Origin of the sequence: Pseudomonas bharatica CSV86 (assembly GCF_000319305.2) — a bacterium.
GTDB lineage: Bacteria > Pseudomonadota > Gammaproteobacteria > Pseudomonadales > Pseudomonadaceae > Aquipseudomonas > Aquipseudomonas bharatica.
Map to the genome: position 1 here is coordinate 349,443 of NZ_AMWJ02000002.1, position 21,237 is coordinate 370,679.

Below are 21,237 nucleotides of genomic sequence, written 5' to 3' on the forward strand. Positions count from 1 at the left end.
TTATAGCTTCAAGCAGCAAGCCGCAGGCTGCATGGCGACCGGCTCCAGACCAGGAGCGCGGCGCCTGCAGCCTGCAGCTGCGTATTAGATATCCAGCAGCAGGCGAGCCGGGTCTTCCAGCAGGTTCTTGATGGTTACCAGGAAGGTCACGGCTTCCTTACCGTCGATCAGGCGGTGATCGTAGGACAGCGCCAGGTACATCATCGGACGGATCACGACCTGGCCATTGATGGCCATCGGACGCTGGATGATGTTGTGCATGCCGAGGATCGCAGCCTGCGGCGGGTTGACGATCGGGGTCGACATCATCGAACCGAAGGTGCCGCCGTTGGTGATGGTGAAGGTGCCGCCGGTCATCTCTTCGATGGAGAGCTTGCCGTCACGGGCCTTCTTGCCGAAGGTGGCGATGCCGTTCTCGATCTCGGCCAGGCTCATCAGCTCGGCGTTGCGCAGCACAGGAACCACCAGGCCACGGTCGCTGGAAACGGCGACGCCGATGTCCGAGTAGCCGTGGTAGACGATGTCGGAACCGTCGATCGAGGCGTTGACCGCAGGGAAGCGCTTCAGGGCTTCGGTAGCGGCCTTGACGAAGAACGACATGAAGCCCAGGCGCACGCCGTTGTGGGTCTTCTCGAACAGGTCCTTGTACTTCGAACGCAGGGCCATGACTTCGGTCATGTCGACTTCGTTGAAGGTGGTCAGCATGGCCATGTTCGACTGTGCTTCGACCAGGCGCTCGGCAACCTTGGCCCGCAGGCGGGTCATTGGTACGCGCTTCTCGGTGCGGTCGCCAGTGGCGGTGACCACCGGAGCGGCGGCAGCGGCGGCCGGCTTGGCAGCCGGGGCAGCGGCAGGCGCGGACTTCTTGGCGGCAACGGCAGCCACGACGTCTTCCTTGGTAACGCGACCACCCTTGCCGGTGCCGGCAACGGAAGCCAGGTCGATGCCGTTTTCTTCAGCCAGCTTGCGCGCGGCCGGGGCGGCGATCGGGTCGTCTTCGCCAGCGTCGGCGGCGGCAGCAGCCTGGGCAGGCGCGGCAGCCGGGGCAGCGGCAGGAGCGGCGGCAACGCCACCGGCCTCGATCGAACCCAGGACCTCGTCGGACAGGACGGTGTCGCCCTCGCCCTTGACGATCGCGCCCAGTACGCCGTCAGCGGTGGCCAGGACTTCCAGAACGACCTTGTCGGTCTCGATGTCGACGATCAGCTCGTCACGCTTGACGGCTTCGCCCGGTTTCTTGTGCCAGGTGGCAACGGTGCCGTCGGCAACCGATTCCGGGAAGGTAGGGGCTTTGATCTCGATAGCCATTATCAGTGGTTCCTTAATTCGGTTTCAGGTGCGCGAGGCATTAAACGGTGAAGGCATCTTGCAGCAGTTTTTCCTGCTGCTCGGCGTGCATCGAAGCGTAACCACAGGCCGGGGCCGCAGACGCATCACGACCGGCGTACTCAAGGACCAGTGCCTTGTTGTGACGACCGAGGATACGGCGCATGTGGTGCTGGCTGCTGTACCAGGCGCCCTGGTTCATCGGTTCTTCCTGACACCACACCACGTCCTTCAGTTCGGTGTATGGCGCGAGGATTTCAACCAGATCGTCTTCAGGGAACGGATACAGTTGCTCGATACGCACGATGGCGATGTCTTCACGACCTTCGGCACGGCGTTTTTCCAGCAGATCGTAGTAGACCTTGCCGCTGCACAGGACCAGACGGGTGACTTTCTTCGGATCGAGGGTGTCGATTTCCGGGATCACGGTCTGGAACGAGCCTTCGGCCAGATCTTCCAGGGTCGAGATGGCCAGTTTGTGGCGCAGCAGCGACTTCGGTGTCAGTACGATCAGCGGTTTGCGCAGCGGACGGATCACCTGGCGGCGCAGCAGATGGTAGATCTGGGCCGGGGTGGTCGGTACGCAGACCTGGACGTTGTGCTCGGCACACAGTTGCAGGTAACGCTCCAGGCGCGCCGAGGAGTGCTCGGGACCCTGGCCTTCGTAACCGTGTGGCAGCAGCATGGTCAGACCGCACAGGCGGCCCCACTTGTGCTCGCCGCTGGTGATGAACTGGTCGACCACCACTTGCGCGCCGTTGGCGAAGTCACCGAACTGGGCTTCCCAGATCACCAGCGCGTTCGGCGTGGTGGTCGAGTAGCCGTATTCGAAGGCCAGTACCGCTTCTTCCGACAGGAAGGAGTCGTACAGGTCGAACTTCGGCTGGCCGTTGAACAGGTTCTGCAGCGGCAGGTAGGTGCTGGCGTCCTTCTGGTTGTGCAGCACCGCGTGACGGTGCGAGAAGGTGCCGCGACCGACGTCCTGGCCGGTGATGCGAACCGGGTGGCCTTCGAACAGCAGGGTGGCGTAGGCCATGGTTTCGGCGTAGCCCCAGTTGATCGGCAAGCCACCGGCCTGCATCTTCTGGCGGTCTTCGTAGATCTTCGAAACCTGGCGCTGGACCAGGAAGCCTTCCGGCAGTTCCAGCAGCTTGGCGGACAGTTCCTGCAGGGTCTTCAGATCGAAGCGGGTGTCGTGACGCGCGGTCCAGGCATGGCCCAGGTACGGACGCCAGTCGACGAACAGTTCCTTGTTAGGCTCCTTGACCAGGCTTTTCACCACGTGCAGGCCGTTGTCCAGCGCATTGCGGTACTCGTCGACCTTGGCCTGGACGCGCTCGGCATCCAGACGACCAGCCTGCACCAGGCTGTCGGCGTAGAGTTCACGGGTAGTGCGCTGCTTGGCGATCTGCTGGTACATCAGCGGCTGGGTGCCGTTCGGCTCGTCGGCCTCGTTGTGGCCGCGGCGGCGGTAGCAGACCAGGTCGATGACCACGTCACGCTTGAACTGCATGCGGTAGTCGACGGCCAGCTGGGTCACGAACAGTACCGCTTCCGGATCGTCGCCGTTCACGTGCAGGATCGGCGCCTGGATCATCTTGGCGACGTCGGTGCAGTACTCGGTGGAACGGGAGTCCAGCGGGTTGCTGATGGTGAAACCAACCTGGTTGTTGATCACGATGTGCACGGTGCCGCCGGTCTTGAAACCGCGGGTCTGCGACATCTGGAAGGTTTCCATGACCACGCCCTGACCCGCGAACGCGGCGTCACCGTGGATGGAGATCGGCAGGACCTTGTCGCCAACGGTGTCGTTGCGGCGATCCTGACGGGCGCGAACCGAACCTTCCACCACTGGCGAGACGATTTCCAGGTGGGAAGGGTTGAAGGCCATGGCCAGGTGGACTTCGCCACCGGCAGTCATCACGTTGGACGAGAAGCCCTGGTGGTACTTCACGTCACCGGAGCCCAGCTCGACCTTCTTCTTGCCTTCGAACTCGTCGAACAGCTCGCGCGGGTTCTTGCCGAAGGTGTTGACCAGCACGTTGAGACGGCCGCGGTGGGCCATGCCGATAACCACTTCCTTGGTGCCGTAGGAGCCGGAGCGCTGGATCATTTCGTCCAGCATCGGGATCAGGCTCTCGCCGCCTTCCAGGCCGAAACGCTTGGTGCCCGGGTACTTGGTGCCCAGGTACTTCTCCAGGCCCTCGGCTGCGGTCACGCGCTCGAGCAGGTGGCTCTGGATGTCGGCGGAGAAGGACGGACGGCCACGCACGCTTTCCAGGCGCTGCTGGAACCAGCTGCGCTGCTCGGAATCGACGATGTGGGTGAACTCGGCGCCGATGGTGCGACAATATGTCTGCTGCAACGCCTCGAGGATTTCGCGTAGGCTCGCTTCCTCTTTGCCGATGAACAGGTCGCCGGCACGGAAGGTCGTATCAAGATCGGCATTGGTCAAGCCGTAATGATTGATCGACAGGTCTACTGGCGCAGGGCGCTGCCACAACCCCAGGGGGTCGAGCTTCGCAGCCTGGTGGCCGCGCATACGGTAGGCCTGGATCAGTCGCAGCACTTCAACCTGCTTCTTCTCATGCTCACTGCTCACGCTACCGGCGGACACCGGTTGGGCGCGGCGCTGGTTCTTTGCCAGCAGCACGAAATGGTCGCGGATCGTCGAGTGCGATACATCGGTAGCAGTGCTGCCTTCTGCGGGCAACTTCTGGAAGTAGGTGCGCCACTCTTCTGGCACGGCGTTAGGGTCGTGCAGGTAGAGCTCGTAGAGCTCTTCCACATATGCAGCGTTACCACCTGACAGGTGGGCGCTGTTCCACATGCGCTGCATCACGCTTTCTTGCATGCTTGGTCACCCTCGGTTAGGGGCCTCGATCGGCAGAACCACGTAAGCCTGGAGTCATCTCACCAAAACCAGGCCTGCAAGATCCCGCAGATTTACCGGGTACCAGCCCGGATGCCCCTGCTGGTCTCATATCTTCATAGGTAAAGCTCGGGCTTTTGACCCTCGCTCGGGTTGCACCTCGGTGCGGGCTGGGCGCCCGCACCTTGGCGTACTGCGGTTACAACATCTACATCACACTTGCAGAATCAGGTACCGCTTTGCAGCAGCATGTTGCGTACGTGACCGATCGCCTTGGTCGGGTTCAGACCCTTCGGGCAGACGTTCACGCAGTTCATGATCCCGCGGCAGCGGAATACGCTGAACGGGTCATCCAGGGACGCCAGGCGCTCCTGGGTCTTGGTGTCGCGGCTGTCGGCCAGGAAACGGTAGGCCTGCAGCAAGGCGGCCGGACCGAGGAACTTGTCGGGGTTCCACCAGAACGACGGGCAGGAGGTCGAGCAGCAGGCGCACAGGATGCACTCGTACAGACCGTCCAGCTTGTCACGTTCTTCCGGCGACTGCAGACGCTCGATAGCCGGGGCCGGAGTATCGTTCTGCAGGAACGGCTTCACCTTCTCGTACTGCTTGTAGAAGATGCTCATGTCGACGACCAGGTCACGGATAACCGGCAGACCAGGCAGCGGACGCACCACCAACTTGTTACCTTTTACGACAGAGGACAGCGGCGTGATGCACGCCAGGCCGTTCTTGCCGTTGATGTTCATGCCGTCGGAACCGCAAACGCCTTCACGGCAGGAGCGACGGTAGGAGAAACCCTCGTCCTGTTCCTTGATCAGCGCCAGCACGTCCAGCACCATCAGGTCCTTGCCACCGGTATCGACCTGGAACACCTGGGTTTTAGGCGCCGAATCGGTATCCGGGTTGTAACGATAAACTTCAACTTGCAACATGGCGGCCACCCTTAGTAAGTCCGGACTTTTGGTTCGAACGCCGGTACGGTCTTCGGCGCGAAGTTGACTGCACGCTTGGCAACCCGCTTCTCACCGGGGAAGTACAGGGTGTGGCACAGCCAGTTTTCGTCATCACGGTCTTCGTAGTCTTCACGGGCGTGAGCGCCGCGGGACTCTTTACGGACTTCGGCCGCGATGGCGGTAGCTTCGGCGACTTCCAGCAGGTTCTGCAGCTCCAGCGCTTCGATACGCGCAGTGTTGAACGCCTGGGACTTGTCGTTGATCTTGACGTTGGCGATACGCTCGCGCAGGTCGGCCAGCTGGGCGATACCCTTCTGCATGTATTCGCCGGTACGGAACACACCGAAGTAGTTCTGCATGCAGCTCTGCAGCTCGCGCTTCAGGGTTGCCACGTCTTCACCGGTGGTACGCTCGTTGAGCTTGTTCAGACGGTTCAGGGCGACTTCGACGTCGGTGTCGCTGGCGTCGCGGTATTCGATACCGTCGGTCAGCGCCTTCTCCAGGTGCAGGCCGGCAGCGCGGCCGAAGACCACCAGGTCGAGCAGCGAATTGCCGCCCAGGCGGTTGGCACCGTGGACCGATACGCACGCCACTTCGCCTACGGCGAACAGACCCGGGATGATCTGGTCCTGGCCGTTGGCGTCCTGGGTGATGGCCTGGCCATGAATGTTGGTGGCAACGCCGCCCATCATGTAGTGGCAGGTTGGAACGACCGGCACCGGTGCGACCACAGGGTCGACGTGGGCGAAGGTCTTGGACAGCTCGCAGATGCCTGGCAGGCGGCTGTGCAGGACTTCCTCGCCGAGGTGGTCGAGCTTCAGCATCACGTGGTCGCCGTTAGGGCCACAGCCGTTGCCGGCGATGATTTCCTTGACCATGGAACGGGCAACCACGTCGCGACCCGCGAGGTCTTTCGCGTTCGGAGCGTAACGCTCCATGAAACGCTCGCCGTGCTTGTTGATCAGGTAACCGCCTTCACCACGGCAGCCTTCGGTGACCAGTACACCTGCGCCGGCGATGCCGGTCGGGTGGAACTGCCACATTTCGATGTCCTGCACCGGAACGCCGGCACGCAGGGCCATGCCAACGCCGTCACCGGTGTTGATCAGGGCGTTGGTGGTCGAAGCGTAGATGCGACCGGCACCGCCGGTAGCCAGTACGGTGGCCTTCGAACGGATGTACTGGGTTTCGCCGGTTTCGATGCAGATGGCGATCACACCGACGAACGCGCCGTCCTGGTTCTTCACCAGGTCAACCGCGTAGTACTCGTTGAGGAAGGTGGTGCCTGCCTTCAGGTTGCCCTGGTACAGGGTGTGCAGCAGCGCGTGACCGGTACGGTCGGAAGCGGCACAGGTACGGGCAGCCTGGCCACCCTTGCCGAAGTCCTTGGACTGGCCGCCGAACGGACGCTGGTAGATACGACCGGTTTCGGTACGGGAGAACGGCAGGCCCATGTGGTCCAGTTCGAAGACCGCGGCCGGACCTTCCTGACACATGTATTCGATAGCGTCCTGGTCACCGATGTAGTCGGAACCCTTGACGGTATCGTACATGTGCCAGCGCCAGTCATCGTTCGGGTCGGCCGAAGCGATGGCGCAGGTGATGCCGCCCTGTGCCGACACGGTGTGCGAACGGGTCGGGAAGACCTTGGTGATCACCGCGGTCTTGTGACCGCCCTGTGCCAGTTGCAGCGCAGCGCGCATACCGGCACCGCCGCCGCCGACAATGATGGCGTCGAAAGAAATCGTTGGAATGATAGCCATGAATCAGATACCCCAGAGAATCTGCACACCCCAGACGAAGTACGCGAACATCGCGACACCACATACCGCCTGGAACAGGAAACGAATCGCAGTCGCCGACTTGCCGAACGCCATAGGGGTCAGGTAGTCGGTTGCAATGGTCCACATGCCGACCCAGGCGTGAGCGCCCAGGGCAACCAGTGCCAGCAGACTGAAGATACGCATCGCGTTATTGGAGAACAGAGCGTGCCACTGGGCATATTCGATGCCAGGGTGCGCTACCAGGTAGCCGATCAGGAAGATGAAATAAGCCGCGAGAACGACCGCAGAAACGCGCTGCGCCATCCAGTCATAGAGGCCCGAACGCGAAAGGTTCGTGACGTTGGTTACCATATCCAAACTCCTGCCAGCACGATCACCACCACGGAGATGACGATGACGATTTTCGAGCCCAGCTTACCGCCTTCCAGCGTCTCGCCGATGCCCATGTCCATGATCAGATGGCGCACACCGGCCACCAGGTGATACAGCAAGGCGGACAGCAGAGCCCAGAACACGAACTTGGCCAGCGGACTGGTCAGACACGCCTTCACCTCGCCAAAGCCTTCCTCGGAACCCAGGGATTTGCCCAATGCATAAAGCATGATGGCCAGGCCCAGGAACAGGATGACGCCGGAGATGCGGTGAAGAATGGACGTGTAAGCAGTGATCGGGAGTTTGATGGTCCTTAGGTCTAGGTTTACAGGTCGTTGGCTTTTCACGGCTTTTTTCACACTGAAGAGCCCCTAGCAAGCAGGGCAAAGTTGTTGGTAAGTGTACTGGTCAGGTACCCACCACCCAGGGAGCGGCGACCCCCAGTCAGACGGGCGCGGATGCCCCTGGCGGTCGGGTGCCGAGTATAGACAGTTAGGCTACTAATGACAACGTGAAGGGGTAGCCCAAATAGCGCATTGCCTTTATCGAACAAAAGGCGTAAACGGGCGACATTTTCGAGGAAAAACAGGGCCTAAACCCCATTACAACCGTGCTTTAGGCAAATTGACATTCGAATTTATCTCACTATAGTGGTGCGGGCCCTGCGTGGGGGTCTGTCAGATGATTTCAAGCATTAATAGGAGGCCACATGGCTGACAAAAAAGCGCAGTTGGTCATCGAGGGCGCAGCCCCCGTCGAGCTGCCCATTTTAACCGGCACCGTTGGTCCAGATGTTATCGACGTCAGAGGGTTGGGGGCCACGGGTCACTTCACTTTCGACCCTGGTTTCATGGCGACCGCATCCTGCGAGTCGAAGATCACCTACATCGACGGCGACAAGGGCATCCTGCTGCATCGTGGCTACCCGATCGAACAGCTCGCCGAGCAATCCGACTACCTCGAAACCTGCTACCTGCTGCTCAACGGCGAACTGCCGAACGCCGAGCAGAAGGCCCAGTTCGTCAGCACCGTGAAGAACCACACCATGGTGCACGAGCAGTTGAAGTCCTTCTTCAACGGCTTCCGCCGCGACGCCCACCCGATGGCCGTGATGTGCGGCGTGGTCGGCGCCCTGTCGGCGTTCTACCACGACTCGCTGGACATCAATAACCCGCAGCACCGGGAAATCTCCGCCGTTCGCCTGGTCGCCAAGATGCCGACCCTGGCCGCGATGGTCTACAAGTACTCCATGGGCCAGCCCATGATGTACCCGCGCAACGACCTGTCGTATGCGGAAAACTTCCTGCACATGATGTTCAACACCCCGTGCGAGATCAAACCGATCAGCCCGGTACTGGCCAAGGCGATGGACCGGATCTTCATCCTCCACGCCGACCACGAACAGAACGCCTCCACCTCCACCGTGCGCCTGGCCGGCTCTTCGGGCGCCAACCCATTCGCCTGTATCGCCGCCGGTATCGCTGCACTGTGGGGCCCTGCCCACGGCGGTGCGAACGAGGCCGTGCTGACCATGCTCGACGAGATCGGCGATGTGTCCAACATCGACAAGTTCATCGCCAAGGCGAAGGACAAGAACGATCCGTTCAAACTGATGGGCTTCGGTCACCGCGTTTACAAGAACCGTGACCCGCGCGCCACCGTGATGAAGCAGACCTGCGACGAAGTCCTGCGCGAGCTGGGCATCACCAACGATCCGCAACTGGAACTGGCGATGCGCCTGGAAGAGATCGCCCTGACCGATCCGTACTTCATCGAGCGCTCGCTGTACCCGAACGTCGACTTCTACTCGGGCATCATCCTCAAGGCGATCGGCATTCCGACCAGCATGTTCACCGTGATCTTCGCCCTGGCGCGGACCGTCGGCTGGATCTCGCACTGGAAGGAAATGCTCTCCAGCCCTTACAAGATCGGCCGTCCTCGCCAGCTGTACACCGGCTACGAGTCCCGCGACCTGGTCAAGCTGGAAGACCGCAAGTAAGCCTCGGCCGAACGCAAAAAGGCTGCCCTCCGGCAGCCTTTTTTATTTGCAACGCGGGCCCTGTGGGAGCGGGTTCACCCGCGATTGCTATGGTGAACTGACTGCCGCAATCGCGGGTAAACCCCGCTCCCACAGGGTCGCGGCACTTTCTAGCACCAGACAGTTGCCGGTCAGCGAAGGAAACCCAACAACTGTTACGCCTCACTTCGCCGCTTCGGCTTTCTCCTTCAACGCCTTCAAGGTGTTGAACGGCGCCTCGACCACGAATTTGTTCGACAACCAGGACGGCACGCTCCCCCCGGATCGGTGTGCAACTGGTAGGTCACCTCGGTGGCATCGCCCTTGGGCACCAGCTTCCAGAAACCGTTGGCCGCCGCCACCCGCACAAAGTCCTTGTCCTGTGGCTGGTAGGTCGGCGCCGCCTCGATCGTGCGCGTTACGCTGCCATCAGCACCCTGCTCGGTAGTGATATGCAGCACCGAGTCCCGCGCGGTCACCGGCCACGGCGTATTGAACTGCGCATAGGTCCAGCTCTGGTTGCCTTCATGCTTGAGCAGCTTCTGCATCTTGCACTCGTGGATCCAGGTACAGGAACCCGCCACATCCTCCTGCAGCCTTGCAATGGTCGCCACCGGCGCCTTGATCAGGGCGACACCGCGATAAGCCTTGTACTTGGAGCCCGCCACATCACTGAGGGAGACCTGGATGCCCTGCTCGTTCTTCACCTCTTGCCATTGCTCGGCAAAGGCCACGCTCGACAAGGCAGTCAAACCTACGATTACAGCTACATGCTTGAACGATCTCATCCGCTTGTTTTCCTTATTGTCGAAGATCCGGCTTTCAGGCCGCAGTCATTTGCTCCCACCAACCGATGATCCTGATCGCCTCGTCGCGATCGCTGCCACACACCTCGATATCCGCCTTGAAACCGGAACAGACCGCCGGACGCTCCGGCTGCCCGAACAGATTGCACAGGTTGACCGCGGAGAGATGAACGCAGCGCACGCCAGCCGGCTTGCCATCAGGCATGCCGGGAATGAACGAGCTGATCGATGGCGCTATGCAGCACGCGCCGCAGCCTTCTCGGCATTTCATGAATCAGAACCTCGGGGACGCAAATGGTGCGGATGAAAGGATAGTAACGACTAAAACAGGCGTTTGAAATTCCCGACAGGATGAAATATCGCTGACCGGTCGGTTCTCATTTTCAGAGCCTTACTGCTTGAATTCGAAGTCGATGGCGGCGCCTTCGATTTCCTGCTGGCGCATATCGTTGCGCAGCTGCAACTGCATTTCGTTGCTGAGCAGCCGCCCGTTGAGCTGGAACGGGCTGTCGGCCTGCGGTTTTTCCCCGAACATCGCTGGCAGCAGTGGCTTGCGCACCTCCGCCTCGATCTCTTCCACCGGCTTCATGCCCTTCATCAGATCAGGCGGAAGGCTCAGGTCCAGCCTGGCCTTGGGCAAGGGCGCAGCAATGGCATCGGCTTTCTTGCGTGCGGGAGTCTTGCTGACCTTCACCGGTTTTTTGGTCGCTGTAGCAGGCTTGGCCGGCGATGCTTTGCTGGCAGTGTCATTAGCGGTTTTCTGGACCTGCGGCCTGGCCTCGGAAGCTGCCATTACCGGGTCTACCGAAGACACCGCGAGCAACCCCGCCAACACCAGGCCGACACAACGCAAGAGAGTCATAGGCAACGACAGACTATCAGGGGAAAGTGCCTATGCTCCCCGTTCCAGACCTGCCTGACAAGGTGCAGATTACAGATAGCCAGCACTGGCCGTTTCCTGGCACAGCTGGCTGGCCAGCATGCCCAGGGTCATCAGTGCCCTCTCCGCCTCGCGATTCCAGGGGATCCCGCAGTTGAGGCGAATGCAATGGTTGAACTGCTCGGTATTGCTGAAGATCAGCCCCGGCGCAATGCTGATGCCCTGCTGCAAGGCCCGCACATGCAGTTCCTGGGTATTGACCCTGCCCGGCAAACTGACCCAGAGAATGAAGCCACCCGTTGGTCGGGTCATCTGCGTGCCTTCGGGGAAGTACTGCTGCACGGCCAACTGATAAGCGCTGAGATTTTTCCGATATTCCTGACGGATAAAGCGCAGATGGCGGTCGTAACCTCCATTTTCCAGGTAGGCCGCCACCCCCATCTGGGTCACACTGCATGCCGAGTGAGTGCTGAAGGTCTGCAGCCGCTGGATTTCCGGCTGGTAGTTGCCGGCGATCATCCAGCCGATGCGCACCCCCGGCGACAGGGTCTTGGAAAAACTCGAACAGTAGATGACCCGCCCCAGGCGGTCGAAGGCCTTGAGCGACTTGGTCTTGCCCTGCTCGAACATCAGCTCGCCGTAGATATCGTCCTCGATGATCTGGATATTGAAATCCGACGACAGGCGCAACAGCTGCTTCTGCCGCTCTTCCGGAATCGTCCCGCCCAGAGGGTTGCTCAGGCGCGCCGTCAGCACCAACGCCTTTATCGACCACTGGTTCGCCGCCAGTTGCAGTGCCTCGAGGCTGATCCCGGTGGAGGGGTCGCTGGGAATCTCGATAACCTTCAGGCCCAGCAGATCCGCCAGTTGCAGCAACCCGTAGTAGGTTGGCGACTCAGCAGCGATCAGGTCACCCGGCCGGGTCAGTACCCGCAGCGACATCTGCAAGGCATCGACGCACCCATGGGTAACCACCACCTCGGACGGATCGACCACCACCCCGGCGTCGCGCATGCGAATGGCAATCTGCCGGCGCAGCGGTTCGAAGCCAGGGCTGAACATATAGCTGAACGCCCTCGGGCTCTGGAAACGGGTAACCTTGGCCAGCTGCTGGTGCAACGCCCGCACTGGCAGATAGTCCACATGAGGCACGGCTGCCCCGAGCGGGAATACGCCATCGCGGCGGGCTTCGGTCAGTACCTGCTGGATGATGCTGGCCCGGGTGACCAGGCCAGGCCGCTCGACCCGCGCGATATCGGGGGTGGACGCAGTCAGCGCAGGGGTCTGGTGGACGTAATAACCAGACTGCGGCCGAGCCCGGATCAGGCCTTGGTCTTCGAGATTGGCATAGGCCTGGAGCACCGTTGCATGGCTCACATTAAGTTGCGAGCTCATCTTGCGCACGGACGGCACACGCTCTCCCGGCTGGTAAACACCGCGACGAATGTCTTCGGCGAGTTGCTGGGCGATACGCTGGTAAAGCAACAGGTTGGTCATGGATCCTTCTCTCGACACGCAGGCAGTCCCGTTGTTCTTGTGTGATCTGCCGCTGAGAATACCGTAACAGTTGGCAAGTGTACCGGGACAGATTGCAATTCAGCAGACAATACAGCTGTGTCGCGGGGAAGCAAAGCGGCGCTTGGGTATAAGTTGTGGCTGAGGGCCTCATCGCTGGCAAGCCAGCTCCCACAGGGTTCGCGGTGCACACAAAACCTGTGGGAGCTGGCTTGCCAGCGATGAGGCCCTTCAGCACAACAAAAAACCCGGGATCTTTCGATCACCGGGTTTTCTTCAGAACTGACACCCCCTTACCGCTCGGCGCCGAGCCTGCCCTTCTCGTCGGAGAACACGATCTCCACCCGACGATTCTGCGCCCTGCCCCGCTCCGAGGCATTTGCCTCGACAGGATACTGATCGCCGTAGCCGATCACCTTGATGCGCTTCTCGTCGACGCCCAGGTCCACCAGCATGTCGGCCACCGACTGCGCGCGATCCCGCGACAGTTTGAGGTTGTCATCGGGGTTGCCGGTGCTGTCGGTATAACCCTCGATACGCACCACGCGCTTGGGGTTCAACTGAAGAAACTGCACCAGCTTCAGCACGGTACGGCTGGCCGAACTCTTCAGCTCCGCCTCACCGGTATCGAACAGCACATCCCCCAGGGTCATCACCAGGCCACGATCGGTGTCGTTGGTGGCCAGGCTGACGATCTGCTCCTCCAGCCACTTGCCCTGCTGTTGCACACTGGCCAGCTTGGCTTCGCGCAAGGCCAGTTGCAGGCGCTGGCGCTCCAGCTCCAGCTTGGCCTGGCGCTCCTGGTTGAGCACCAGGTTGCTATGCTCGCGGGCGATCTGGCTGTAGCGCTGGCTCAGGTAGGCGTAGTGGCGCACATCGCTGCCCGTTCCCCAGTAGCTGGCGAGTCGCTCGGCCTTGGCCAGCGACTCGCCAGCCCGGATCACATCCCGTGGCGCGCTGCGCAACACGTTGGAATCGTCCTTCACCGACTGGAAGGCCGTGCTCGCCTGGTCCAGTGCCTCTTCGCTGCGCTGGCTGGCGCAACCCTGCAAACCGAGAACGCCGGCAATCGCCAGCACTGCCAAAGGCTTGATCGAACTCACCGTTGCTCTCCCAGTTGCTTGCGAAGACGGTCCACCCGGGATTGCAGCAGGGTCAGTTGTTCCTGACTCTTCAGGGTCAGCACCTTGGCTTCGGCCAGGCGCGCATCCAGCTCGGACTGTTCGGCGCGCATCCGCGCATCGCGGAATGACTCGCTCAGCATGTTGGAACGGGCACGCTCCAGCTTTTCTTCGGCCAGCTTGAGCTCGGCGACGTCGTCGGTGGCACCGACGGCCTTGGCCTGCTCCAGCGCCTGCTCGGACAGGCGCATCTGCTCGTGGGGGCCGGGTCACTGGCACAACCGACCAGGGCCAGCAGCGCCAGGGCGGCGAATAGCGATTGGATTCTCACAGGGCATTCCTACTGTTTTTGGGCATCGAGCGGCGCCTGCAGCTGCGCCTGCCAGCGCTCGACATTGCGTTGCACCGCCGCCTGGACTACGCCAGAAGCCGGCAATTCTGTCAGCTTTTTCGCCAACTGTCCGCGTAACCAGGCGTCGTTGCAGGCGGAATTGTGCGACAGCGCCAGGAACAGCCCCGGATGATCGAGGGCCTGGCCACGGGCCACGAGGTCATCGGCCATGCCCAGGCTGCGCGCCATGGCCATGCCCGAGTAGCGCCCGGCAAGCACGTAGTCAACCTGGCCAAGCAGGAGCTTCTGCATGGCCTGGGTCAGGTTGGGCACCTGTACCAGCTTCAGTTGGGCCTTGCTGAACGCCGCGAATTCCGGGGTTAGCCGGGACTTTTCGGAAATGGCGCCCTGGTGCTTGTGCAGGTCGGCCAGATTGTCATAGACCAGCGTGGAATCATGCCGGGTCCAGACCACGTACTCGTTCTGCAGCACCGGCGGATGAATGTAATCGACCGATGTCAGCTCGCTCACTGCCAGCGGCGCGTCGACCAACAAATCCATGCGCCCGCTGCGCACCTCGTCCTGGGCCTCGCTGCGCTTGCCAGAGTAGAGCACCTCGACCTTAAGGCCCAACTCACCGGCGACCTGCTTGAGCAGATCGACGCTGGCGCCCATCAAGTGACGTGGGTCCTGCGGATCGCGCCACGAATAAGGCGGCGCATCCGGGCTGCCTGTCGCCACCAGCCGCTCGCATTTGCCGGCCGCCATCGCCAGCGACGGCAGGCACGCCAATCCGAGCATTGCCAGCGTTCCCGTTCGAGCAAACCGCACCATCACACGCCCCTTCTTCGACCGCAAAAAAACAAAAGCCCGGCTGCCCGGAGCGTAGCACCGTGGAAAAACCACCGTGCACGCCCCGCACAACCGGGCCCTTTATAAGTGAAGCGACTGGATTAAACCAGCTTCTCCAGCTCAGGAACGGCTTCGAACAGATCCGCCACCAGGCCATAGTCGGCCACCTGGAAGATCGGCGCTTCTTCGTCCTTGTTGATCGCGACGATGACTTTCGAGTCCTTCATACCGGCCAGGTGCTGGATCGCGCCGGAGATACCGACGGCGATGTACAGCTGTGGCGCAACGATCTTGCCGGTCTGGCCGACCTGCATGTCGTTCGGCACGAAACCTGCGTCGACTGCAGCGCGGGAAGCGCCGACTGCCGCGCCCAGCTTGTCGGCCAGAGCGTACAGGTGCTTGAAGTTGTCGCCGTTCTGCATGCCGCGGCCGCCGGAAACGACGATCTTGGCAGCGGTCAGCTCAGGACGGTCGGACTTGGCCAGCTCTTCGCCAACGAAGGACGACTTGCCCGCGTCGTGGGCAGTAGCAACGGCTTCCACGGCAGCCGAACCACCTTCGGCGGCAACGGCGTCGAAGCCGGTGGCGCGAACGGTGATGACCTTGACCGCAGCGGTCGATTGCACGGTGGCAATGGCGTTGCCGGCGTAGATCGGACGCTTGAAGGTGTCGGCGGACTCAACCGAGATGATCTCGGAGATCTGGTCGACGTCCAGCAGTGCAGCAACGCGCGGCAGTACGTTCTTGCCGTTGGAGGTGGCAGGTGCCAGCACGTGGCTGTAGCCCTTGCCAAGCTCAGCTACCAGCGGCGCTACGTTCTCTGGCAGGAAGTGGGCGTTGGCAGCGTTGTCGGCAACCAGCACCTTGGCCACGCCAGCGATTTTGGCAGCAGCTTCGGCTACGCCACCGACGTTCTGGCCAGCGACCAGGACGTGGATGTCGCCACCGATCTTGGCGGCAGCGGCAACGGTGTTCAGGGTAGCGGGTGCAATGGCACCGTTCTCGTGTTCAGCGATAACCAGGATAGTCATTTAGATTACCTTCGCCTCGTTCTTCAGTTTCTCGACCAGTTCAGCAACCGACTTGACCTTGATGCCCGCGCTGCGTGCAGCAGGCGCTTCGACTTTCAGGGTCTTGTTGGTCGAGGCGGTGGAAACGCCCAGCGCGTCCGGAGTGACGGTCTCCAGCGGCTTCTTCTTGGCCTTCATGATGTTCGGCAGCGACGCGTAGCGCGGCTCGTTCAAACGCAGGTCGGTGGTGACGATCGCCGGCAGGTTCAGGGCGACGGTCTGCAGGCCGCCGTCGATTTCACGAGTGACGTTGACCTTGTCGCCAGCGACTTCGACCTTGGAAGCGAAGGTGCCCTGGGCGAAGCCGGTCAGCGCAGCCAGCATCTGGCCGGTCTGGTTGTTGTCGCTGTCGATGGCCTGCTTGCCGAGGATGACCAGCTGAGGCTGTTCCTTGTCGACAACGGCCTTGAGCAGCTTGGCAACGGCCAGGGAAGTCAGTTCTTCGGCGGATTCGACCAGCACGGCGCGGTCGGCACCCAGGGCCAGGGCGGTACGCAGTTGTTCCTGGGCAGTGGCAGGACCGACGGTAACGACGACGATCTCGCTGGCCACGCCTTTTTCTTTCAGGCGTACGGCTTCTTCGACGGCGATCTCGCAGAAGGGGTTCATGGACATTTTGACGTTGGCGAGGTCGACGCCGGAGTTGTCCGCCTTGACGCGAACCTTGACGTTGTAGTCGACCACTCGTTTGACAGCTACAAGAACCTTCATGGATTCCTCGTTACTCTCCGGTGAAAAGAATATCGCCTGGGCCGGACCCGGCGATTGCACGGTACAAGGGCACCTCTAAAAACGCATCCGGAGGGACGAAGCCGGACTGACCGGGCAGTCCCGTTTCGACCCTTCATCGCAAAACCCGTGGGTCATTTCTTGTGGTGACGTGTAGACTTCACTACAAAACCCCGGTTTGGCGTAACTGCCCTGCGTTTAGCCAGGTCTTTAGGGGTGCTCCTGCATCCGACGGTAAGCCTACGGCGAGCGTAAAACCGCCCGTATCTTGACCGTAACGCCCAATCCGGTCAATACGGCAAAACCGCCAGCTTCAAGCCGCGCCACTTTGATTTTACTGGGCTTCGGCAAATTCAAACAAACGTTTGTATTGGACCGCGCAAGTGGTGTAGATATAATGCGCGGCCAAGAGAAAGCGGTGTAGTACGTCATCCCCCGAAGCTACAGAATCGCCCCTTCGATGTGACCGCCTTGCACCCCATTAGAAAAAACCGAGAGCCTTGAGTAGGAGAGAACCTGTGGAACGCGAATACATGGAATTCGACGTGGTCGTCGTCGGCGCAGGCCCGGCGGGCCTGTCCGCCGCCTGCCGACTGAAGCAGAAGGCCGCCGAAGCCGGTAGCGAAATCAGCGTCTGCGTGGTCGAGAAAGGCTCCGAGGTCGGTGCGCATATCCTCTCCGGCGCGGTATTCGAACCGCGCGCATTGAACGAACTGTTCCCGGACTGGAAAGAACTCGGCGCGCCGCTGAACACCGAGGTCAAGCGCGACGATATCTACGTGCTCAAGGACGACAGCAGCTCGATCAAGGTCCCTGACCTGTTCGTGCCGAAAACCATGCACAACCAGGGCAACTACATCATTTCCCTGGGAAACCTGTGCCGCTGGCTGGCGCAGCAGGCCGAAAACCTGGGCGTCGAAATCTACCCGGGCTTCGCCGCCCAGGAAGTGCTGTTCGACGAGAACGGCGTAGTCCGCGGGATCATCACCGGCGATATGGGCGTCGATCGCGAAGGCAATCCCAAGGACGGCATGTACACCCCGGGCATGGAATTGCGCGGCAAATACACCCTGTTCGCCGAAGGCTGCCGTGGTCACCTGGGCAAGCAACTGATCAAGCGCTTCAACCTCGACAGCGACGCTGACACCCAGCACTACGGCATCGGCCTCAAGGAAATCTGGGAAATCGATCCGGCCAAGCACGAGCAAGGCCTGGTGGTACACACCGCCGGCTGGCCGCTGGACGTGATGAAAAAGGAAAACACCGGCGGCTCCTTCCTCTATCACCTGGAAAACAACCAGGTGGTGGTCGGCCTGATCGTCGACCTGTCCTACAGCAACCCGTTCCTTTCGCCGTTCGACGAATTCCAGCGCCTCAAGCACCACCCGGTGATCAGCCAGTACCTCGAAGGCGGCAAGCGCATCAGCTACGGCGCCCGCGCCCTGGCCAAGGGCGGCATCAACTCGCTGCCGAAGATGGTGTTCAACGGCGGCGCCCTGATCGGTTGCGACCTGGGTACCATGAACGTGGCCAAGATCAAGGGCAGCCACACCGCGATGAAGTCCGGCATGCTCGCTGCCGAAGCGGTGGCCGACGCCCTGCTCGCCGGCAGCGAAGGCGGCGACCAGCTGAACAGCTATGTCGATGCCTTCAAGGCCAGCTGGCTGCATGAAGAACTGTTCGCCAGCCGCAACTTCGGCCCGGCCATGCACAAGTTCGGCCCGATGCTCGGTGCAGCGTTCAACTACGTCGACCAGAACTGGTTCGGCGGCAAGCTGCCGTTCACCCTGCGCGACACCAAGCCGGACTATGCCTGCCTCAAGCTGGCCGCCGACTCGACCCGCATCGATTACCCGAAACCCGACGGCAAGCTGAGCTTCGACAAGCTCAGTTCGGTGTTCCTCTCCAGCACCAACCATGAAGAAGAACAGCCTTGCCACCTGAAGCTCGCCGACGCCGGTATCCCGATCGGCACCAACCTGCCGCTGTACGACGAACCGGCGCAGCGCTACTGCCCGGCCGGCGTGTACGAAGTGATCACCCAGGAAGACGGCAGCAAGCGCTTCCAGATCAACGCGCAGAACTGCGTGCACTGCAAGACCTGCGATATCAAGGATCCCTCGCAGAACATCACCTGGGTTACCCCGGAAGGTGCCGGCGGGCCGACCTACCCGAACATGTAAGTCACCGGCCATGAAAAAGCCCCTCTGCCGCAAGGCATGAGGGCTTTTTACTAGCGACGCTTACCCTGTGGGAGCTGGCTTGCCAGCGATGAGCCCGGCACTGGCAATGATGTTGTCATGTTTGGCCCTATCGCTGGCAAGCCAGCTCCCACAGGGGCCGAGTCGCCTCAGCTATTGGCCAGGGCCAGGTCTTCCTCGGTACTCAACTGTTCCCGCGCCCCGAAGTACATCGCCGCGCAGAACGCCACGCACACCCACGGGCTCCATGGCATCAGCGCGATCAGCAGCAGAGACGTTAGCGACGCGGACCCTGTGGGAGCTGGCTTGCCAGCGATGAGGCCGGCACTGGCAAGCCAGCTCCCACAGGTCCGGGTCGCGTCAACTATTGGCCAGGGCCAGGTCTTCCTCGGTACTCAACTGTTCCCGCGCCCCGAAGTACATCGCCGTCAGCACCCCGACCAGGCCCATCGCCGCGCAGAACGCCACGCATACCCACGGGCTCCATGGCATCAGCGCAATCAGCATCAGCGGCGTGGTACTCGCCCACAGCGCGTAGGCGACGTTGTAGGTAAAGGAAATCCCCGACACGCGGATCCGCGCCGGGAACAACCCGACCATCACCGAGGGCACCACGCCGACCACACCACAGGCCAGGCCGGCCAGGGCATAAGCGATACCGACGCTGTCCCAGCCCGCCACCAGGCTGCCATACAAGGCACCGATCCCCAACGGCAGCAACAGCGAATAGAGGATCAGTGCCCGCCAGGCACCGATGCGATCCACCAGCATCCCGGCCAGCACGCAGCCGATATTGAGGAAGACGATGCCAATGCTGCTCAGGGCGAAGGTATGCCCCGCGCTCATGCCGAAACGTTGCTGCATCACGGTCGGGGTGATAACCACCAGCACCACCACCGCCGAGGTCAGCACGCAGGTCAGCAAGGCGGCGGGAACCAGCGCCCGGCGATGCTCGCGCAACACCGCGCGCAGGGGAAACTCCACCGGCCTGTCGCTGCGCTGGCGTTCCAGGGCCAGGAAGATCGGCGTCTCGCTCAACCAGCGGCGCAACCACACGCCGATCACGCCGAACACCCCGCCGAGCAGGAACGGATAGCGCCAGGCGAAATCGAGGATCTCCTGCGGGGTGAAGACTTTTGCCAGCAGGGTCGCGGTCAGCGCGCCGAGCAGGTAGCCGAAGGTCAGCCCGGCCTGGAGAAAGCCCAGGGCGTAGCCGCGCCGGCCGACCGGCGCATGTTCGGCAACGAAGGTCCAGGCACTCGGCACCTCGCCGCCGACCGCCGCCCCCTGCAGGATGCGCAGCGCCAGCAGGATCAGCGGCGCGGCATAGCCGATGTCCGCATAGGTCGGCATCACCCCGATCAGCAGGCAAGGCAGTGCCATCATCAGAATGCTCAGGCTGAACACCTTCTTGCGTCCCAGGTGGTCGGCAAAATGCGCCATGAGGATGCCACCCAGCGGACGCGCCAGGTAACCGGTGACGAAGATCCCGAAGCTTTGCAGCAGGCGTAGCCACTCGGGCATTTCCGGCGGGAAGAACAGCTGGCTCAGGGTCAGGGCGAAGAATACGAAAATGATGAAATCGTAGATTTCCAGCGCACCGCCCAGGGCCGCCAGGCCAAGGGTCTTGTGATCGCCACGGGATAGCCGCGTGGAGTCGTTGGCAGTCATAGGGATTTCCGCAGCAATGGACAGGGTCGCGCGAACGAGCGGCAGAGCATATCAAAAATGCGCAGGCGTGCTGGCGTCTCAGGAGGATCGGGAAAACACCGTCTGCCCAAGGTTCTGCAAGCGTTTGGCCGGCCCGCGCAGGCCTGGCTTGCCCGGCGGTCGCAACTGGCCGATCACCCGCGGTGTGTCCACCAGCGCCATGAAGGCCTGCAGGGTCTCGTCATCGGGCACCCTGGGCAGGCTGATGTTCAGGGCCTGGCGCTGGCCCGGCGGCACTGCCGGTATCTTCAGGTGCTGGGACTCGTAGAGCAGCGCATGCTGGATCTGCACATTGACCCGGCAGAAGCGTTCCAGGTCCACCCCGGCATGGCTGGCAAGATCGATGTTGCCGATCAGCAGGTTGAAGGGCTGCAGCGCGTTGTGCACCAGATGCTGCAGGTCGTCGAAGGACTGCACCGGGGCGATGCGGAAATAGCCCATGCCATTGAGCATCTTCTCCAGTTGCAGAAGTTGCATCGGATGCGCGTCGGCGAGGAGGATTCGCAAGGACTTGTCGGGCATCGTCGGTGACCAAGGGCAGTGGTTGAGGGTGAACGATCCTTGGTCGATTCGCCGCAGGAAGCGGCTTTCCCTGGCAGCTTTCCTTGATAGTTGACGGGAAACCGTCGGAAATCAAGGAAGCGTCAATATATTGTTTAAACGGCGTCCGCGTTTCGACCTGCGTACTCGCGTGCACG

At 61.6% G+C, this 21,237-nt stretch carries 17 protein-coding genes and 3 pseudogenes; 2 read left to right on the forward strand and 18 right to left on the reverse strand.

Going from position 1 to position 21,237, the window contains the following annotated elements:
- Positions 1-84: 84 nt before the first annotated feature.
- From odhB to sdhC, 6 genes are all read right to left on the reverse strand, one after another.
- The gene (gene odhB / locus CSV86_RS15240; RefSeq protein ID WP_009396301.1) at positions 85-1,308 is read right to left on the reverse strand and encodes a 2-oxoglutarate dehydrogenase complex dihydrolipoyllysine-residue succinyltransferase; all 1,224 of its coding nucleotides are present in this window, start codon (positions 1,306-1,308) and stop codon (positions 85-87) included.
- 40 nt (positions 1,309-1,348) lie between these two features.
- A complete protein-coding gene (locus tag CSV86_RS15245) occupies positions 1,349-4,180 on the reverse strand; it encodes a 2-oxoglutarate dehydrogenase E1 component (RefSeq protein WP_009396300.1) in 2,832 nt (943 codons plus the stop codon).
- A 245-nt stretch (positions 4,181-4,425) separates the two neighbouring features.
- A complete protein-coding gene (locus CSV86_RS15250) occupies positions 4,426-5,130 on the reverse strand; it encodes a succinate dehydrogenase iron-sulfur subunit (protein WP_009396299.1) in 705 nt (234 codons plus the stop codon).
- Positions 5,131-5,141: 11 nt separating this feature from the next.
- The gene (sdhA, locus tag CSV86_RS15255) at positions 5,142-6,914 is read right to left on the reverse strand and encodes a succinate dehydrogenase flavoprotein subunit (protein WP_009396298.1); all 1,773 of its coding nucleotides are present in this window, start codon (positions 6,912-6,914) and stop codon (positions 5,142-5,144) included.
- 3 nt (positions 6,915-6,917) lie between these two features.
- Positions 6,918-7,286: a succinate dehydrogenase, hydrophobic membrane anchor protein gene (gene sdhD / locus CSV86_RS15260; protein ID WP_009396297.1), complete on the reverse strand. Its 369-nt coding sequence runs from the start codon at positions 7,284-7,286 to the stop codon at positions 6,918-6,920.
- Positions 7,280-7,666, reverse strand: a complete 387-nt coding sequence (sdhC, locus tag CSV86_RS15265; RefSeq protein WP_170394861.1) for a succinate dehydrogenase, cytochrome b556 subunit — start codon at positions 7,664-7,666, stop codon at positions 7,280-7,282. The genes sdhD and sdhC overlap by 7 nt, the downstream gene beginning before the upstream one ends.
- A gap of 350 nt (positions 7,667-8,016) precedes the next feature.
- Here sdhC and gltA point away from each other — a divergent pair, with 350 nt between their 5' ends.
- Positions 8,017-9,306 (forward strand): citrate synthase, encoded by a 1,290-nt coding sequence (gene gltA / locus CSV86_RS15270; RefSeq protein WP_009396293.1) that lies wholly within the window; start codon positions 8,017-8,019, stop codon positions 9,304-9,306.
- A gap of 201 nt (positions 9,307-9,507) precedes the next feature.
- On the opposite strand, the pseudogene CSV86_RS15275 reads toward gltA, so the two are convergent.
- The 9 genes and pseudogenes from CSV86_RS15275 to CSV86_RS15315 form a co-directional block, all read right to left on the reverse strand.
- Positions 9,508-10,112 (reverse strand): annotated as a pseudogene (locus tag CSV86_RS15275) (START domain-containing protein).
- Positions 10,113-10,146: 34 nt separating this feature from the next.
- Entirely contained in the window at positions 10,147-10,401 is a 255-nt protein-coding gene (locus tag CSV86_RS15280; protein WP_009396289.1) for a zinc/iron-chelating domain-containing protein, read from the reverse strand.
- A gap of 120 nt (positions 10,402-10,521) precedes the next feature.
- Positions 10,522-10,992 carry a translation initiation factor 2 gene (locus CSV86_RS15285; protein ID WP_100228091.1) on the reverse strand — a complete coding sequence of 157 codons (471 nt, stop codon included), beginning with the start codon at positions 10,990-10,992 and terminating at the stop codon, positions 10,522-10,524.
- A gap of 69 nt (positions 10,993-11,061) precedes the next feature.
- On the reverse strand, positions 11,062-12,507 hold the full coding sequence (locus CSV86_RS15290; RefSeq protein ID WP_009396284.1) for an aminotransferase-like domain-containing protein: 1,446 nt from the start codon (positions 12,505-12,507) through the stop codon (positions 11,062-11,064).
- A gap of 311 nt (positions 12,508-12,818) precedes the next feature.
- On the reverse strand, positions 12,819-13,628 hold the full coding sequence (locus tag CSV86_RS15295) for an OmpA family protein (RefSeq protein WP_009396283.1): 810 nt from the start codon (positions 13,626-13,628) through the stop codon (positions 12,819-12,821).
- Positions 13,625-13,977, reverse strand: a pseudogene (locus CSV86_RS15300) (DUF4398 domain-containing protein). Before CSV86_RS15300 ends, CSV86_RS15295 begins: the two are co-directional and overlap by 4 nt.
- Before the next feature lie 9 nt (positions 13,978-13,986).
- The gene (locus CSV86_RS15305) at positions 13,987-14,778 is read right to left on the reverse strand and encodes a substrate-binding periplasmic protein (RefSeq protein WP_009396280.1); all 792 of its coding nucleotides are present in this window, start codon (positions 14,776-14,778) and stop codon (positions 13,987-13,989) included.
- A 152-nt stretch (positions 14,779-14,930) separates the two neighbouring features.
- Positions 14,931-15,860: an electron transfer flavoprotein subunit alpha/FixB family protein gene (locus CSV86_RS15310; RefSeq protein WP_009396279.1), complete on the reverse strand. Its 930-nt coding sequence runs from the start codon at positions 15,858-15,860 to the stop codon at positions 14,931-14,933.
- Positions 15,861-16,610 (reverse strand): electron transfer flavoprotein subunit beta/FixA family protein, encoded by a 750-nt coding sequence (locus tag CSV86_RS15315; protein WP_009396278.1) that lies wholly within the window; start codon positions 16,608-16,610, stop codon positions 15,861-15,863.
- 536 nt (positions 16,611-17,146) lie between these two features.
- On the opposite strand from CSV86_RS15315, the gene CSV86_RS15320 reads away from it, so the two are divergent.
- Positions 17,147-18,811, forward strand: coding sequence for an electron transfer flavoprotein-ubiquinone oxidoreductase (locus CSV86_RS15320; protein ID WP_009396276.1), 1,665 nt, complete (start codon positions 17,147-17,149; stop codon positions 18,809-18,811).
- A 167-nt stretch (positions 18,812-18,978) separates the two neighbouring features.
- On the opposite strand, the pseudogene CSV86_RS33830 reads toward CSV86_RS15320, so the two are convergent.
- The 3 genes and pseudogenes from CSV86_RS33830 to CSV86_RS15335 form a co-directional block, all read right to left on the reverse strand.
- Positions 18,979-19,116 (reverse strand): annotated as a pseudogene (locus CSV86_RS33830) (MFS transporter); the annotation flags it as partial.
- A gap of 73 nt (positions 19,117-19,189) precedes the next feature.
- Positions 19,190-20,500 (reverse strand): MFS transporter, encoded by a 1,311-nt coding sequence (locus CSV86_RS15330; protein WP_009396274.1) that lies wholly within the window; start codon positions 20,498-20,500, stop codon positions 19,190-19,192.
- A gap of 78 nt (positions 20,501-20,578) precedes the next feature.
- Positions 20,579-21,061, reverse strand: a complete 483-nt coding sequence (locus CSV86_RS15335; protein ID WP_009396272.1) for a hypothetical protein — start codon at positions 21,059-21,061, stop codon at positions 20,579-20,581.
- Positions 21,062-21,237: the final 176 nt, after the last annotated feature.